We start from the raw sequence: 13,771 nt of genomic DNA on the forward strand, positions 1-13,771 counted from the left end.
TTGTTCGGCATGATCGAGCTGCCGGTGGTGTACTGCGGCGGCAGCGCGACGAAGCCGAATTCGGCGGTGGTGAACAGCGACAGGTCCCAAGCCAGCCGACGCAGGTCGAGCAGCGCCGCGCCCAGCGCATCCAGCGCGGCGATCTCGAACTTGCCGCGCGAGAGCTGCGCGTAGACCGGCGACACCTGCATGCGCGCGAAGCCGAGCGCGCGCGTGGTGTGCGCGCGGTCCAGCGGCAGGTTGACGCCGTAGCCGGCGGCGGTGCCGAGCGGATTGGCGTCGATCCAGTCGCGCGTCTGGCGCGCGCGCGCGGCGTCGTCGATGAACGCTTCGGCGAAACCGGCGAACCACATCGCGGTGGACGACACCACCGCGCGCTGCAGATGCGTGTAGCCGGGCAGCGGCAGCGATTCGGCCGCGGCGCGCTGCAGACAGACCTGCGCGATCGCGCGGCAGTGCGTCTCCGCCGCCGCCAGGCGCTCCTTCAGCCACAGCCGCGTCGCCACCAGGATCTGGTCGTTGCGGCTGCGCCCGGTGTGCACGCGGCGACCGGCGTCGCCGAGGCGCTCGGTCAGGCGCGCCTCGATCGCCGAGTGGCCATCCTCGTAACGCGCGTCCAGCACGAAGCGGCCGCCGCGGAAATCCTCGGCCAGCGCGTCCAGCTCGCGCTGCAGCGCCGCGGCCTCCCCGGCCGCGATCACGCCGATGTTGGCGAGGCCTTCGACGTGCGCCTTGCTGGCGGCGATGTCGTGCAGGAAGAACTCGCGATCCAGCAGCACGTCGTCGCCGGCGAGGAAGCGCATGATGCGCGCATCGACCTGCGTATCCGCTTTCTTCCACAGCACGTCGCTCATGGCGTCGACTCCGCTTCGGCAGGCGCGGGGATGCCTTCCATTTCCGGCAACCCGAGCGCGCGGTTGAGATTCTGCATCGCCTGCGTCGCCGCGCCCTTGAGCAGGTTGTCCAGCGTCGCGACGACGACCACGCGCTTGCCGCCGGGCGCGACGGCAAAGCCGCCGACCTCGGCGTAGTGCCTGCCGGCGATGCGGCTGACCCAGGGCGCGTCGCCGACGACGCGCACCAGCGGCTCGTCGGCGTAGCGCTCGCGGTAGCGCGCCTCGATCGCCCCCGCGCCCATCGGCTGCCGCAACCACAGGTTGGCCGTCAGCGTGATGCCGCGGAAGTGCGGCGCCACGTGCGGCATGAACTCGACCGGCAACCCGAGCCGATGCGCGGCCTCGCGCTCGTGCACGTGGCCGACCAACTGGTACGGCATCAGGTTGTCGCGCAGCTTGTCCGGGTCGTTCTTGTCGGACGGCGCGGTGCCGGCGCCGGAATAGCCGGACACGCCGAAGCAGGCCGGCGGCGCCGCCAGCTCGTCCGCGAGCGGCGCGATGGCGAGCTGCATCGCGGTCGCGTAGCAGCCCGGGTTGCTGATGCGCGTCTCGCCGCGGTACGTCGACCGCGTCAGCTCGGGCAGGCCGTAGTACCAGCCGCCGTCGAAACGGTGATCCGCCGACAGGTCGACGATCACCGTGGCCGGCGCGTGCGCATCCAGCGCCGCGACGAACGCCGCCGAGGCGCCGTTCGGCAGCGCCAGCACGACCGCGTCGGCGCCCTTGGCCGCGACCGCCGCCGCGTCGAGGTTCTCGTAGCGTAGTTCGCCGGCGCAACCGTCGACGTGGTCGGCGACGCGCTGTCCGTCCAGCTCGCGCGACGACACGAACGCCAGGTCGAGATGCGGATGCGCGGTGATAAGCCGGATCAGCTCCGCGCCGGTGTGGCCGCGCGCTCCCACGATGCCGATCTTGCGAACGTTCCGAGTACTCATGTCTTCATAGCTCAATGATGGGCCACAATGGCGACTAGGTTCGGCATCCATGCCTCACCAAGTCGCCCCGACCTTCGCTCCTGCTCCGGGCGCTCGCCGGCGCGCGATGCGCTTCAACGCATCGCGCGTCGTTCCGGCTCGCCCGCGCGCTCCCACGATGCCTACGGTCTTCTTGCTCATCGGTTCGTCCATCATCGCTCAGCCGATCAGCGTCGCCGGCCGCGTCGCGCAGTGCGCCACGCAGCGGGCAATCGCGTCGAAGCCGTCCAGCCCGTACCAGAACACCTTCCAGCGCTCCTGCTTGCAGCAGCCGTCGGACTCGGCGTAATAGAAGTGGTTGATCACGTTGCCGTGGCGCGAGCGCCAGAACAGCCGCGGGTTCTCCGCGCGCATCACCTGCCAGACCGCGCGCCCCAGGCCCTCGCCCTGCGCCTCGTCCAGCACCGCGAACTTGTCGAGGTAGGCATCGCCGCCCTCGTCGGTCAGGATCATCGCCGCACGGTAGTTCTCGCTGACGTAGACGCGGAACGCCCGCGTGCGCTCGAAATAGTCGGGCACGACGCGGCGGCCGAAGCTCGACTCGATCAGCGCGCGCAGGCGCTCGCGGTCGATGCCGTCCCAGCCGTCGAAGCGCAGCACCCGCTCGCCGCGCCGCACCAGCGTGCCCGAGCCGCGGTGGGTGAACAGCTCCTTGGCCAGCTCCGCCGGGCGCGTGATCGACACCGACGACGCCGGCGGCAGGTCGTCCAGCAGCCGCTTGATCTGTTCGATCTTCAGGCGCATGCCGCCGTCGAGCCACGGTTGCGCCATCAGGTCGTCGTACTCGGTGCTGAGGTTGATCGAGTCGATCACCTTGCCCTGTCCGTCCAGCAGCCCGCCGGTGCCGGTGAGGAAGATGATCTTGTACGGCTGCAGCGCGCGCACCAGCGCGTTGGCGGCGAAATCGGCGTTGACGTTGACGATCTGCCCTTCGGGGGTTTCCCCCAGCGAGGCGATCACCGGGATCGAGCCGACGCGCAGGCTGGCCTCGATCGGCGCCAGGTCCACGCGAACCACTTCGCCGACCATGCCGAGGCGATCGCGGTCGACATACGCCGCTTCGAACACGCCGGACTGGATCGAGGTCGCGCGCACGTCGACCTCCTGCAGCGCCTCCACCAGCTTCATGTTCTGCGCCTGCAGCACGCGGCGCACGATCGCCAGCGCCTGCGGCGAGGTCACGCGCAGTCCGCCGATGGTCCGCTTCTCGATGCCGGCGGCGGCCAGCTCGGCGTCGAGCTGCGGGCCGGCGCCGTGCAGCACGATCGGCGTCAGGCCGACCTGCTGCAGGAAGGCCAGCGACGAGGTCAGCGCGTCGAGATCGTCGCGCAGCACCGCGCCGCCGACCTTGACCACGGCGAAGCGCTTGGCGTCGAGCTGCGAAAAACGCTTGAGGTATTGCTGGATTTCCTTCGCGCTGCCCATGCTGGAGAGCAGGCGCACGATGGTCTGGCGCAGTTGCTTGTGCGCGTCCACGTCAGGCGAGCCTCTTGTCGATGATGCGATGCACGCTGGCGGCATAGGCCGCCAACTGGTCCAGCGCGACCCATTCGTCGGCGCTGTGCGCCTGCGCGATGTCGCCGGGGCCGTACACCAGCGCGGTATGGCCGGCGGCGGAGAACAGCGCGGCCTCGGTCCAGAAGTCGACCGCGTTGCCGATCGGCAGGTCCAGCGCGTCGGCCAGGTCGCGCGCGGCGAGGCGGCGCGCCTCGGCGCCGGCGATGTCGCCGGCCGGCAGCGGCGGGCCGCGGAAGGTTTCCTCGAACACCGCCGGCGCGGGTTCGGCGCAGGCGCGGAAGCGCGCCAGCAGCGCGTCGGTGTCCATCGACGGCAGCGGACGGAAGCCGAAGCGCGCTTCGGCCTCGGGCGCGATCACGTTGGCCTTGATGCCGCCCTCGATGCGGCCGATGTTGAAGCGCAATCCGGTCAGCCCGCCGAAGCGCTGGTGCGCTTCGGCGCCGACCACGTCCAGCGCGTTTGCGCCCCAGCGCACCGCCTGATGCAGCGCGCTGTCGGCGATGTCCTGCTCGCCGGAGGCATGGCCGGCGCGCCCGGCGAAGCGCATGCGCACCGAGCTGATGCCGCGGTGCGCCAGCACCGCCTCGGCGCGAGTCGGCTCGGCCACCACGACGCCGGCGAATGCGCGACGCCCGTGCAGGAACGCCGGGACGCAGCGCGCGTCGTTGGCCTCTTCGTCGGTGGAAAACAGGAACGCGCAGGCGCCGTCGGTACGCGCGGCAGCGGCCAGCAGCGCGGCGGCGGCACCCTTGATGTCGCAGGCGCCGAGGCCGACCGCGCGTTCGCCGTCGACGCGCAGCTCGAACGGGCTGGCGCTCCAGCGTGGCGAGTCCGGCACGGTGTCGAGGTGCACGTTGAACAGCAGCCGCGGCGCGCCGCGCACGGCGAGCAGGCTGACCGCGCCGGCGCCGTGGTCGGCCAGCGTGCAGTCGAAACCCGCGAGCTGCGCGCGCAGGTAGTCGAAGATGCCGCCGGTGCCGATCGCGCGCGGCGGATTGCGCGTGTCGCAGGCGACCAGCGCGCGCAGGTGTCGCAGCGTCGCATCCAGCAGTTCGCTCACGCGATCTTCCCCCGGTTCACCTCGGCCCACAGCGTCGAGCTCATGCCGTACAGGCGGATGAAGCCTTCGGCTTCGGCCACGCCCCAATCGGCGGACTGCGCGTAGGTGGCCCCCTTGGCGTTGAGGATGTGCGGCGAGCGCACCTCGACTGCGTCGACGCGTCCGCCCGCCGTTTCCAGCACCACCTCGCCGCCGACGCAGCGCTGGCTGGAAGCGAGGAACGCCTCCAGGTCGGCCTTCAACGGATCGTGGAAGAAGCCTTCGTAGACCAGCTCCACCCACTTGCGCGCCGCTTCCGGCTTGAAGCGGTTCTGCTGCTTGGAGAGCACCGCCTCCTCCAGCGCGCGGTGCGCGGCCAGCAGCGCGGCCAGGCCCGGCGCCTCGTAGACGATGCGGCCCTTGAGGCCGATGGTGGTGTCGCCGGTGTACAGGCCGCGGCCGACGCCGTAGCGCGCGAACGCCGCGTTGAGGCGCGCCAGCAGCGCGTGGCCCGGCATGCGCGCGCCGTCCAGCGCGACCGCCTCGCCGCGTTCGAAGACGAGCGTCGCACGCAGCGGTTCGGACGGCCATTCGGCGCGCGGCGCGCACCAGCCGCGCGCGCCCTCGCCCGGCGCCTGCCAACGGTCGACCTCGCCGCCGGACAGGGTCACGCCGAGCAGGTTCTCGTTGATCGTGTAGCGCTTCTGCCTGGCGCGCACGCCGAAGCCGCGCGCCTCCAGATAGGCCTGCTCGTAGGCGCGCGTCTGCGTGTGCTCCTTCTGGATCTCGCGGATCGGCGCGACGATGGCGTAGTCGCCCAGCGCCTTCACGGTCAGGTCGAAGCGCACCTGGTCGTTGCCCATGCCGGTGCAGCCGTGCGCGATCGCGCGCGTGCCGAGTTGGTCGGCGCGCTTCAGCGCCGCCTCGACGATCAGGTAGCGGTCGGACACCAGCAGCGGGTACTGGCCCTGGTAGCCTTCGCCGGCCCACACGAACGGTCTGACGAAGCCGCTCCAGAGCGCCGGGCCGCCGTCGACGGTGACGTGGCTGGCAACCCCCAGCTCCTTCGCGCGCGCCTCGATGTAGGCGCGCTCCTCCGCGTCGACGCCGCCGGTGTCGGCGAACACGGTGTGCACGGCATAGCCGCGTTCCCTCAGCCAGGGAATGCAGAAGCTGGTGTCGAGGCCGCCGGAGAAAGCAAGGACGATGTCGTTCTGTACCATGGGAGTCTTCCGTAGGGCGGGCGCCGGCCCGCCGTTTGCGTCGTTCGGTGGAGTGCCGGCTCAGCCGGCCAGCGCGGCCATGATCGCCTTCTGCACGTGCAGGCGGTTCTCCGCCTCGTCGATGGCGATGCAGGCGGGGGAATCCATCACTGCGTCGGTGGCCTTGACGTTGCGCCGCAGCGGCAGGCAGTGGCTGAACGCGGCGCCATCCGTGAGCGCCATCTTGGCCTCGTCGACGATGAAGTGCCGGTGCGCGTCGCGGATCGGTTTTTCCTGCTCCCAGCGCCCGAAGTACGGCAGCGCGCCCCAGCTCTTGGCGTAAACCGCGTGCGCGCCGCGGTAGGCGCTCTCGATGTCGTGGCTGACGGTGAGCGAACCGCCGTTCTCCGCGGCGTTCTCCCGCGCGAACGCCATGTAGCGTTCGTCCAGCGCGTATTCCGGCGTCGGGCACAGCAGGGTGACGTCCATGCCGTAACGGGTGGCGATCAGCAGCGCCGAGTTGGCCACCGCGGTGTTCAGCGGCCGCGGATGCCAGGTCCAGGTCAGCACGTATTTCTTCCCGCGCAGATCCGTCGTGCCGAAGTGCTCCTGCAGCGCCATCACGTGCGCCAGCTCCTGGCACGGGTGGGTGATCGTTTCCATGTTGATCACCGGCACGGTGGCGTACTTCGCGAAAGCGCGGATCACCTTGTCCTCGCGATCGACCGACCAGTCCCGGAACTTCGGGAACGCGCGCACGCCGATCAGGTCGACGTAGCGGCTGAGCACGCGCGCGACTTCGGTGACGTGCTCCTCGGCCTCGCCGTCCATCACCGCGCCGGTGTCGAACTCGATCGGCCAGGCGTCCTTGCCCGGCGACAGCACGATCGCCTTGCCGCCGAGCTGGTGCGCGCCCAGCTCGAAGCTGGTGCGCGTGCGCATCGAGCTGTTGAAGAACAGCAGCGCGATCGACCTGCCCTCGAGCTGGCGGCCAAGGCGCGCGCGCTTGAAGGCGGCGGCCTGCGCGAGCAGCGCGTCCAGCTCGGCGCGGCTCCAGTCCTGGGTGGTGAGGAAGTGGCGAGGGCTCATGGGCGATGCTCTTGGTGAATGGCCGGCCATGGACGGCCGGCTCGTTCCTTGCGCGCATGGAGGCGCGCGGGAAAAAACCAAACAAAAAACCCGGCGCAGGGCCGGGTTTTCGTCGGATTCGATGAAGAATGTGCGACAGCCTACCCGGCCGATACTGGGGGCAGCGGTCGACGCGCGCGCGAGGTCATGCCGGCGGCCATGCGGGCGCTGGTCAGGACGGGGACGTTGGCGTGGCGGTGGCTCATGGATGTCATGGCGCGGATCAGGCGGCCATCATGGCACGGATGTTTTTCTTGCCGCAACCGACGCTCGCAGGCGGCACCCGGAAATGCGACGGCGGCCGCATGGCCGCCGCCGCGGGTTCATGCCGGGACGCCGGTCACTCGGCCGGGGTGACGCTGACGCGCACGCGCAGGCGTTCGCCCGGATCGTAGTCCAGCCGCGACACGTAGGTTTCGCCGCGGAAGCGGTATTCGACGTCGTAGCCGACGACGCGGCGGTCGTCGCGCACGGCGCTGACGTCGCGGCAAACCGTCTGGTTGTCGGTATAGGTGCCGCCACGGCCGGCGCGGTTGCCGATCGCGCCGCCGATCACGGCGCCGCCGACCGTCGCGGCCTTGCGGCCGTCGCCCTTGCCGACGGTGTGGCCGAGCGCGCCGCCGACGATCGCGCCGATCACGGTGCCGGCCGTGCTGCCGCCGCTGTCCTGGCGCACCACCGGCTGGTCGTAGCATTCCTGGCGCGGCTGCTCGACGCGCACGCTCTCGTACACGGGATCGACGCGCAGCACGTCCGCCCATGCGTAATGGGCGTTGTCGTCCTGGCGGTAGTAGCCGGGCGACTGCGCCTGCGCCGCCGCGGCGACCAGCAGGAACAGAGCCGGCAACATCAGTTTGCGCATGGCGGCCTCCATCGGGGCGTTGCGGGGCACTCGCATGCCCTCTCTGGCCGATATTCCAGCAAAACCACGCTGAATCGGGGCTAAGGGCCGCCGCGCGCTGTTAAAATCGTCCGTCCGCCCGCATCTGGAACGGGTGGGTCCCTACCCGCACGCAGGCCCAGGCATGCAGATCAGGCTCTACAACACCCTCAGCCGCCAGCTCGAACCGTTCGTCCCGCTCGACCCCGAACGGGTGACGATGTACGTGTGCGGACCGACCGTCTACAACTACGTGCACATCGGCAACGCGCGGCCGCCGGTGGTGTTCGGCCTGCTGGCGCGGCTGCTGCGCCGGCACTATCCGCACGTGCTGTACGCCCGCAACGTCACCGACGTCGACGACAAGATCAACGCCGCCGCGCACGCCGCCGGCCTGCCGATCGCGGCCATCGCAGAACGCTACGCCGCCGCCTACCGCGAGGACATGGCCAGGCTCGGCGTCGATCCGCCGGACCTCGAGCCGCACGCCACCGCGCACATCCCGCAGATCATCGCCATGTGCGAGCGCCTGATCGCCGACGGCCACGCCTACGTCGCCGACGGCCACGTGCTGTTCGACGTCGGCAGCTATCCGGAATACGGCCGGCTGTCGCGGCGCTCGACCGAGGACATGATCGCCGGCGCGCGCGTCGAGGTGGCGCCGTACAAGAAAAGCCCCGGCGATTTCGTGCTGTGGAAGCCGTCCACGCCCGACCTGCCGGGCTGGGACAGCCCGTGGGGCCGCGGCCGCCCGGGCTGGCACATCGAATGCTCGGCGATGTCCGAGGCGCACCTCGGCGAGACCATCGACATCCACGCCGGCGGCAACGACCTGATGTTCCCGCACCACGAGAACGAGATCGCGCAGAGCACCTGCGCGCACGGCGGCAAGCCGTTCGCGCGCTACTGGCTGCACAACGGCATGCTCACCTTCGACGGCAGGAAGATGTCGAAGTCGCTGGGCAACGTGCTGGTCCTGCACGAGCTGCTGCAGCGGCACCCCGCCGAGGCGCTGCGCTTCCTGCTGCTGAAGGCGCACTACCGGCAGCCGCTGGACTGGTCGGACGCGGCGCTGACCCAGGCGCTGCGTACGCTGGACGGCTGGTACGGCGTGCTGCGCGACCTCGCCCACGTCGCCACGACCGCCGCCGACCGCGAGGTGCCTGCGGCGCTGGAAGCCGCGCTGTGCGACGACCTCAACACGCCCGAGGCGTTCGCCGTGCTGGCGAAGCTCGCCGAGGACGCGCGCCAGGCGGCCACGCCCGCCGCGCAGCGCCGCGCCAAGGGCGCGCTGCTCGGCGGCGGCGCGCTGCTCGGCCTGCTGCAGCAGGATCCCGAGGTCTGGTTCAAGCAGGCCGCGCCCGGCGCCGCGGTCGACGCCGCCGCGGTGGAATCGCTGCTGGAGCAGCGCCGCGCCGCGCGCGCATCGCGCGACTGGACGCGCGCCGACGCGATCCGCGACGAACTGGCCGCGATGGGCGTCGCCATCGAGGACGGCCCGCAAGGCACCCGCTGGAGAATGGCAAACGCATGAACACCGAAGCCACCGCGCTCGAGGCCGAGCGGGCCATCGTCGATGAGTTCGCCTACTTCGGCGACTGGACCGAGCGCTACCAGTACCTGATCGATCTCGGCCGCAAGCTGCCGCCGCTGCCGGCGGAGCTGATGACCGAGGCATACAAGGTGCACGGCTGCCAGTCGCAGGTGTGGGTGGTCGCCGAGGGCGACGCGCAGCGGATCGAATTTCGCGCGGCCAGCGACTCGGCGATCGTGTCCGGCCTGATCGCGCTGCTGCTGCGCGTCTATTCCGGACGCTCCGCCGCGGAAATCCTCGCCACCGACCCCGGGTTCGTGCAGGAGATCGGGCTGGCCAAGCACCTTTCGCCGACGCGCTCGAACGGCCTGGCCGCGATGCTGAAGACCGTGCGCGCACACGCCGAACGCGCGCTGGCGGCCGCTTGAACGCCGGTTGCGCGTCGCCGCATCCGGCCGGCGCGGCATCCCGGGCGCGCGCGGCGGATCCACCGCTGCACGGCTTGATCCACCCTTCCAGGTAGCGCCCGGCGAAGGCGACGGGAAACAACTGCGGGCGCCTGCGTGCAGGCGCCCCATCGCAACCGCCTGCGGCATCGCCTCCGACGCGGCCGGAAGGCAAGACGTCGAGGCCCCGCGTTGCGGGGCCCCGGACGCACATCGCGCTTGGAAGCGGGATCAGTCGCCCATCTGCTTGCGCAGATGCTCGCGGCGCTCCTGAGCGTCGAGGCTCAAGGTGGCGATCGGGCGCGCTTCCAGGCGCTCCACGCCGATTTCCTCGTCGGTTTCCTCGCAGAAGCCGTAGCGGCCTTCCTCGATGCGCCGCAGCGCCTTGTCGATCTTGGCGATCAGCTTGCGGTAGCGGTCGCGGGTGCGCAGCTCCAGCGAGTTCTCGGTTTCGCGGGTGGCGCGCTCGGCATCGTCGCCGACGTCGCGCACTTCCTCGCGCAGGTTCTCCATGGTCTGCCGCGATTCCTCGACCAACTGGTCGCGCCAGTCGCGCAGCTTGTTGCGGAAGTAGGCGAGCTGCGCGGGATTCATGTACTCCTCGTCCGGCGAGGGGCGGTATCCCTTGGGCAGTTCGATGTTGACCGTGGCCGGCAGCGCGTAGCGGCCGTCCTCACGGGTGACGCCAGGTTCGTTGTTGGGGGCGACGATCGCCACCCGCGGTTTGGCTAGGGCGTTCTCGGACTTCACGGGCTTCTTGATCTGGGGAGATACGGTCTCGATCGGACGTGCCTTGGCGACGACGGCGCCGGCACGCGTTGCTGCCGCCTCCTTGCGTGCGGGTCGGGCTGCCGGCACGGGCTTCGCCGGACGCTTCGCCGCCGGCTTCGAAACCCGCTTCGCAACCGGCTTCGCCGCGACGCGCGGCGCGGACCCGGCCGCCTTCACCGGTTTCTTCTTCGCCGCCGCCACGACCTTTTTTGCCGCCGGACGGGCCGCCTTCAGCGGCTTCTTCGCGGCCGGCTTGGCCTTCGTGGCCGCCGGCTTGACCGCCTTGGCCGCCTTCCTCGGCACCGACCTGGGCTTGGCCGCCGGTTTCGCCGGTTTCCTCGCCGCCGGCCTGACCGGCTTCTTCGCGGCCTTGGCCGGACGCGCAGCAGGCTTCGCCTTTTTCGCGACCTTGGACACGACGCGGGTTTTGGTCTTCGCGGCCTTGCTCGATGCGGTGTTGTGCTTTGACTTCGCCATTTCCCTACACCATTGTGGCTCGGCGGCGGGGTGTTATAGCCTAGAACCTTGGCACCAGCAACCGCCTTGCAAACCCGCGTCGCATCTGGGCTGGCGAAGGCTTACGGCGCGCCCGTGACGCGACTCATCCTGTTCCTGATCGCCTGCTACAAACGCCTGCTCAGCCCGCTGCTGGGCGCGAACTGCCGGTTCCATCCGAGCTGTTCGAGCTACGCACGGGTCGCGGTCGCGCGCTTCGGCCCGCTGCGCGGGTCGATCCTCGCGACATGGCGCATCCTGCGCTGCCAGCCGCTGTGCACGGGCGGTCTCGATCCCGTGCCCGAACGCTTCACTTTGGCGCGCTGCCGCGCGCACGGAGACAACACACATGCATGATGCCTGGCTGATCACCAACGCGGAGCTGGTCAACGAAGGCCGCCGCTTCCACGCCGATTTGCGCGTGCGCGGCGGCCGCATCGAGGCGATCGCGCCGACGCTGGCGGCGCGCGCCGACGAGCGCGTCTACGACGCCGCCGGCCTGTGGCTGCTGCCGGGCATGATCGACGACCAGGTGCACTTCCGCGAGCCGGGGCTGACCCACAAGGCCGACATCGCGCACGAATCGCGCGCCTGCGTCGCCGGCGGCATCACCAGCTACATGGAGATGCCGAACACCCGGCCGCCGGCGACCAACCGCGAGGCGCTGGAGGCGAAGTACGCGCGCGCCGCGGAAGTCTCCGTCGCCAACTACGGCTTCTACCTCGGCGCCACCAACGACAACCTCGACGACATCCGCACGCTCGATCCGAAGGCCGCGCCCGGCATCAAGGTGTTCATGGGTTCGTCCACCGGCAACATGCTGGTGGACAATCCGCAAACGCTGGACGGCATCTTCCGCGAGGCGCCGACGCCGATCATCACGCACTGCGAAGACACCCCCATGATCGACGCCAACCTCGCCCGCACGCGCGAGCGTTTCGGCGACGCCATTCCCGTCGAGCAGCATCCGCTGATCCGCTCGCGCGAGGCCTGCATCAAGTCCACGCGGCTGGCGATCGAGCTGGCGCGCCGCCACGGCACGCGCCTGCACGTGCTGCACATCTCCACCGCCGACGAGCTGGCGCTGTTCGAGCCCGGCCCGGTCGCCGGCAAGCGCATCACCGCCGAGACCTGCGTGCACTTCCTGCATTTCTGCGACGCCGACTACGCGCGCCTCGGCCACCGCATCAAGTGCAATCCGGCGATCAAGACCGCGGCCGACCGCGAGGCGATTACGCGCGCGCTGGCCGAGGGCCGCATCGACGTGCTCGCCACCGACCACGCCCCGCACCTCGCCAGCGAGAAGGCCGAGCCGTACGTGCGCGCGCCGTCCGGGTTGCCGCTGGTGCAGTACGCGCTGCAGTGCGCGCTGGAGCGCGTGTTCGACGGCAAGCTGACGCTGGAGCGCGTGGTCGAGGCGGTCACGCACGCGCCGGCGACGCTGTTCAACGTGCGCGATCGCGGCTACCTGCGCGAAGGCTACGCGGCCGACCTCACGCTGGTGGACCCGCAGCGCCCGCACACGGTCAGCGCCGCCGAGGTGCTGTCGAAGTGCGGCTGGTCGCCGTTCGAGGGCGAGACCTTCCGCAGCTCGATCGCCGCCACCTTCGTCAACGGCCGCCTGGCCTGGGACGGCCAGCGGGTCGACGACGACGTGCGCGGCGAACGGCTCGCCTTCGCGCGCTGAGCGCACTGCGGCCGGCGGCGCGTTCCGTCCGCCGCCACGAAAAACGCGCGGCCAGGCCGCGCGTTTTTCGTTGCCGCACGCAGGACCGATCAGCGCGCGCGCAGCGGCGCCAGCGCGTGATCGGCCGGCCCATAGCCACCTTCCACGCCCTTGGTGGCGATCGCCACCGCGTTGTGCGGGTGCAGGCTTTCGTAATGCGAGGCGCGCAGCCAGAAATCGGCGATGCGCTCGTCGGCGTCCAGCGCCTGCTGCATGCGCCGCGCGGCGTCCTCGCAGAACATCAGGTTGGTGCCGTTGAGCAGGGCGAAGCGCTGCTCGTCGACGCGCTTGACCGCGGTCTGCACCGGCGTCTGCAGCGCGTCCTCGATGCGGTCGATCAGGTCGATCAGCGGGAAGTCGAAGCCCGGGTTGAGGCGTACGCGCACCTCGGCCGCGCTGCGCTGACTGTGCGGCGTGGCGCGCATGCCCCGCTCGCTGCCGAGCCAGGCCAGCACGGCGTCGCGGTCGAGCGCACCGTCGGCGGGGAAGTCCTGCGCGAAGCCCTCCTGGACCAACTGCCGCGCCAGCGCCGCCGAGGCCGGGCAGGTGGAGGAGTACAGCACCTCGGTGGCCAGCTCGACGCCGAACTGGCCGCGCTCCATGCCCGCCGTGATCGTCACCGGATAGGATTTCCAGCCACGGTTGTCGCTGACCAGTGCCGGCCGCCGCACCAGGTGCTCGAACGCCACGCGCACCATCGCGCGGTCGGACAGGTCGGCGTGCGAATCGAGGAAGCCGCGCAGCAGTCGGCGCAGCGAGCTCGGCGTCAGCGGCTCGGCGGCGAGCGCCTGGTCCACGTGCAGGTACAGGCGCGACATGTGGATGCCGCGCGCCTCCGGCCTGCCCAGGTTGACGTAGGCGGCGACACGCGCGCTGGACTGCACGGTGCCGCCGTCGGCGGCGGCCAGGCGCACCGGCACCTCGATCTCGTCCATGCCGACCCAGTCGAGCCGCCCGGCCACGTGGGGCGTGGCTTCGACGGCGACGTCGGGCATCTCGCGCACGGTGTTGTCGTCGGTCGGCATGGCAGGTTCCCGCATGGATGGGCGGGCCGCGGCCCGCCTGAAAGGTCAACGATACGCCAACTGGGGCCGGATGCAGGCCGCGTCAATGGTTCCCGTGGGCGAACGACGCGTTCCTTCTCAGCGCGCCGCCCGCCAGA

13 protein-coding genes are annotated in these 13,771 nt (G+C 70.7%); 4 read left to right on the plus strand and 9 right to left on the minus strand.

Features of this window, described 5'->3' with window-relative positions; all coding sequences use genetic code 11:
• From ABFC67_RS13865 to ABFC67_RS13895, 7 genes are all read right to left on the minus strand, one after another.
• Positions 1-854 (minus strand): lyase family protein (locus tag ABFC67_RS13865; RefSeq protein ID WP_346738620.1); only part of this gene is annotated, 854 nt, incomplete at its 3' end.
• Positions 851-1,831: an N-acetyl-gamma-glutamyl-phosphate reductase gene (gene argC / locus ABFC67_RS13870; protein ID WP_346738621.1), complete on the minus strand. Its 981-nt coding sequence runs from the start codon at positions 1,829-1,831 to the stop codon at positions 851-853. The genes argC and ABFC67_RS13865, both read right to left, overlap by 4 nt.
• Positions 1,832-2,029: 198 nt before the next feature.
• The gene (locus tag ABFC67_RS13875; RefSeq protein ID WP_346738622.1) at positions 2,030-3,346 is read right to left on the minus strand and encodes an acetylglutamate kinase; all 1,317 of its coding nucleotides are present in this window, start codon (positions 3,344-3,346) and stop codon (positions 2,030-2,032) included.
• A gap of 1 nt (position 3,347) precedes the next feature.
• Positions 3,348-4,448, minus strand: coding sequence for an acetylornithine deacetylase (locus tag ABFC67_RS13880; protein ID WP_346738623.1), 1,101 nt, complete (start codon positions 4,446-4,448; stop codon positions 3,348-3,350).
• On the minus strand, positions 4,445-5,650 hold the full coding sequence (locus ABFC67_RS13885; RefSeq protein WP_346738624.1) for an argininosuccinate synthase: 1,206 nt from the start codon (positions 5,648-5,650) through the stop codon (positions 4,445-4,447). Before ABFC67_RS13885 ends, ABFC67_RS13880 begins: the two co-directional genes overlap by 4 nt.
• Positions 5,651-5,710: 60 nt before the next feature.
• Positions 5,711-6,718: an N-acetylornithine carbamoyltransferase gene (locus ABFC67_RS13890; protein WP_346738625.1), complete on the minus strand. Its 1,008-nt coding sequence runs from the start codon at positions 6,716-6,718 to the stop codon at positions 5,711-5,713.
• A 379-nt stretch (positions 6,719-7,097) separates the two neighbouring features.
• Entirely contained in the window at positions 7,098-7,619 is a 522-nt protein-coding gene (locus ABFC67_RS13895; RefSeq protein WP_346738626.1) for a glycine zipper 2TM domain-containing protein, read from the minus strand.
• Positions 7,620-7,782: 163 nt separating this feature from the next.
• Here ABFC67_RS13895 and cysS point away from each other — a divergent pair, with 163 nt between their 5' ends.
• A complete protein-coding gene (cysS, locus tag ABFC67_RS13900; protein WP_346738627.1) occupies positions 7,783-9,171 on the plus strand; it encodes a cysteine--tRNA ligase in 1,389 nt (462 codons plus the stop codon).
• Positions 9,168-9,599, plus strand: coding sequence for a SufE family protein (locus ABFC67_RS13905; RefSeq protein ID WP_346738628.1), 432 nt, complete (start codon positions 9,168-9,170; stop codon positions 9,597-9,599). Before cysS ends, ABFC67_RS13905 begins: the two co-directional genes overlap by 4 nt.
• A gap of 249 nt (positions 9,600-9,848) precedes the next feature.
• Here ABFC67_RS13905 and dksA read toward each other — a convergent pair whose 3' ends face one another.
• Positions 9,849-10,865 carry an RNA polymerase-binding protein DksA gene (gene dksA, locus ABFC67_RS13910; protein ID WP_346738629.1) on the minus strand — a complete coding sequence of 339 codons (1,017 nt, stop codon included), beginning with the start codon at positions 10,863-10,865 and terminating at the stop codon, positions 9,849-9,851.
• Positions 10,866-10,979: 114 nt separating this feature from the next.
• On the opposite strand from dksA, the gene yidD reads away from it, so the two are divergent.
• Together yidD and ABFC67_RS13920 are read left to right on the plus strand one after the other, a co-directional pair.
• On the plus strand, positions 10,980-11,240 hold the full coding sequence (gene yidD / locus ABFC67_RS13915; protein WP_346738630.1) for a membrane protein insertion efficiency factor YidD: 261 nt from the start codon (positions 10,980-10,982) through the stop codon (positions 11,238-11,240).
• Entirely contained in the window at positions 11,233-12,570 is a 1,338-nt protein-coding gene (locus ABFC67_RS13920) for a dihydroorotase (RefSeq protein WP_346738631.1), read from the plus strand. Before yidD ends, ABFC67_RS13920 begins: the two co-directional genes overlap by 8 nt.
• Positions 12,571-12,659: 89 nt before the next feature.
• Here ABFC67_RS13920 and folE2 read toward each other — a convergent pair whose 3' ends face one another.
• A complete protein-coding gene (gene folE2, locus ABFC67_RS13925; protein WP_346738632.1) occupies positions 12,660-13,634 on the minus strand; it encodes a GTP cyclohydrolase FolE2 in 975 nt (324 codons plus the stop codon).
• Between the last annotated feature and the right edge of the window lie 137 nt (positions 13,635-13,771).

It is taken from the genome of Mizugakiibacter sp. (assembly GCF_039680435.1).
Classification (GTDB): domain Bacteria; phylum Pseudomonadota; class Gammaproteobacteria; order Xanthomonadales; family Rhodanobacteraceae; genus Mizugakiibacter.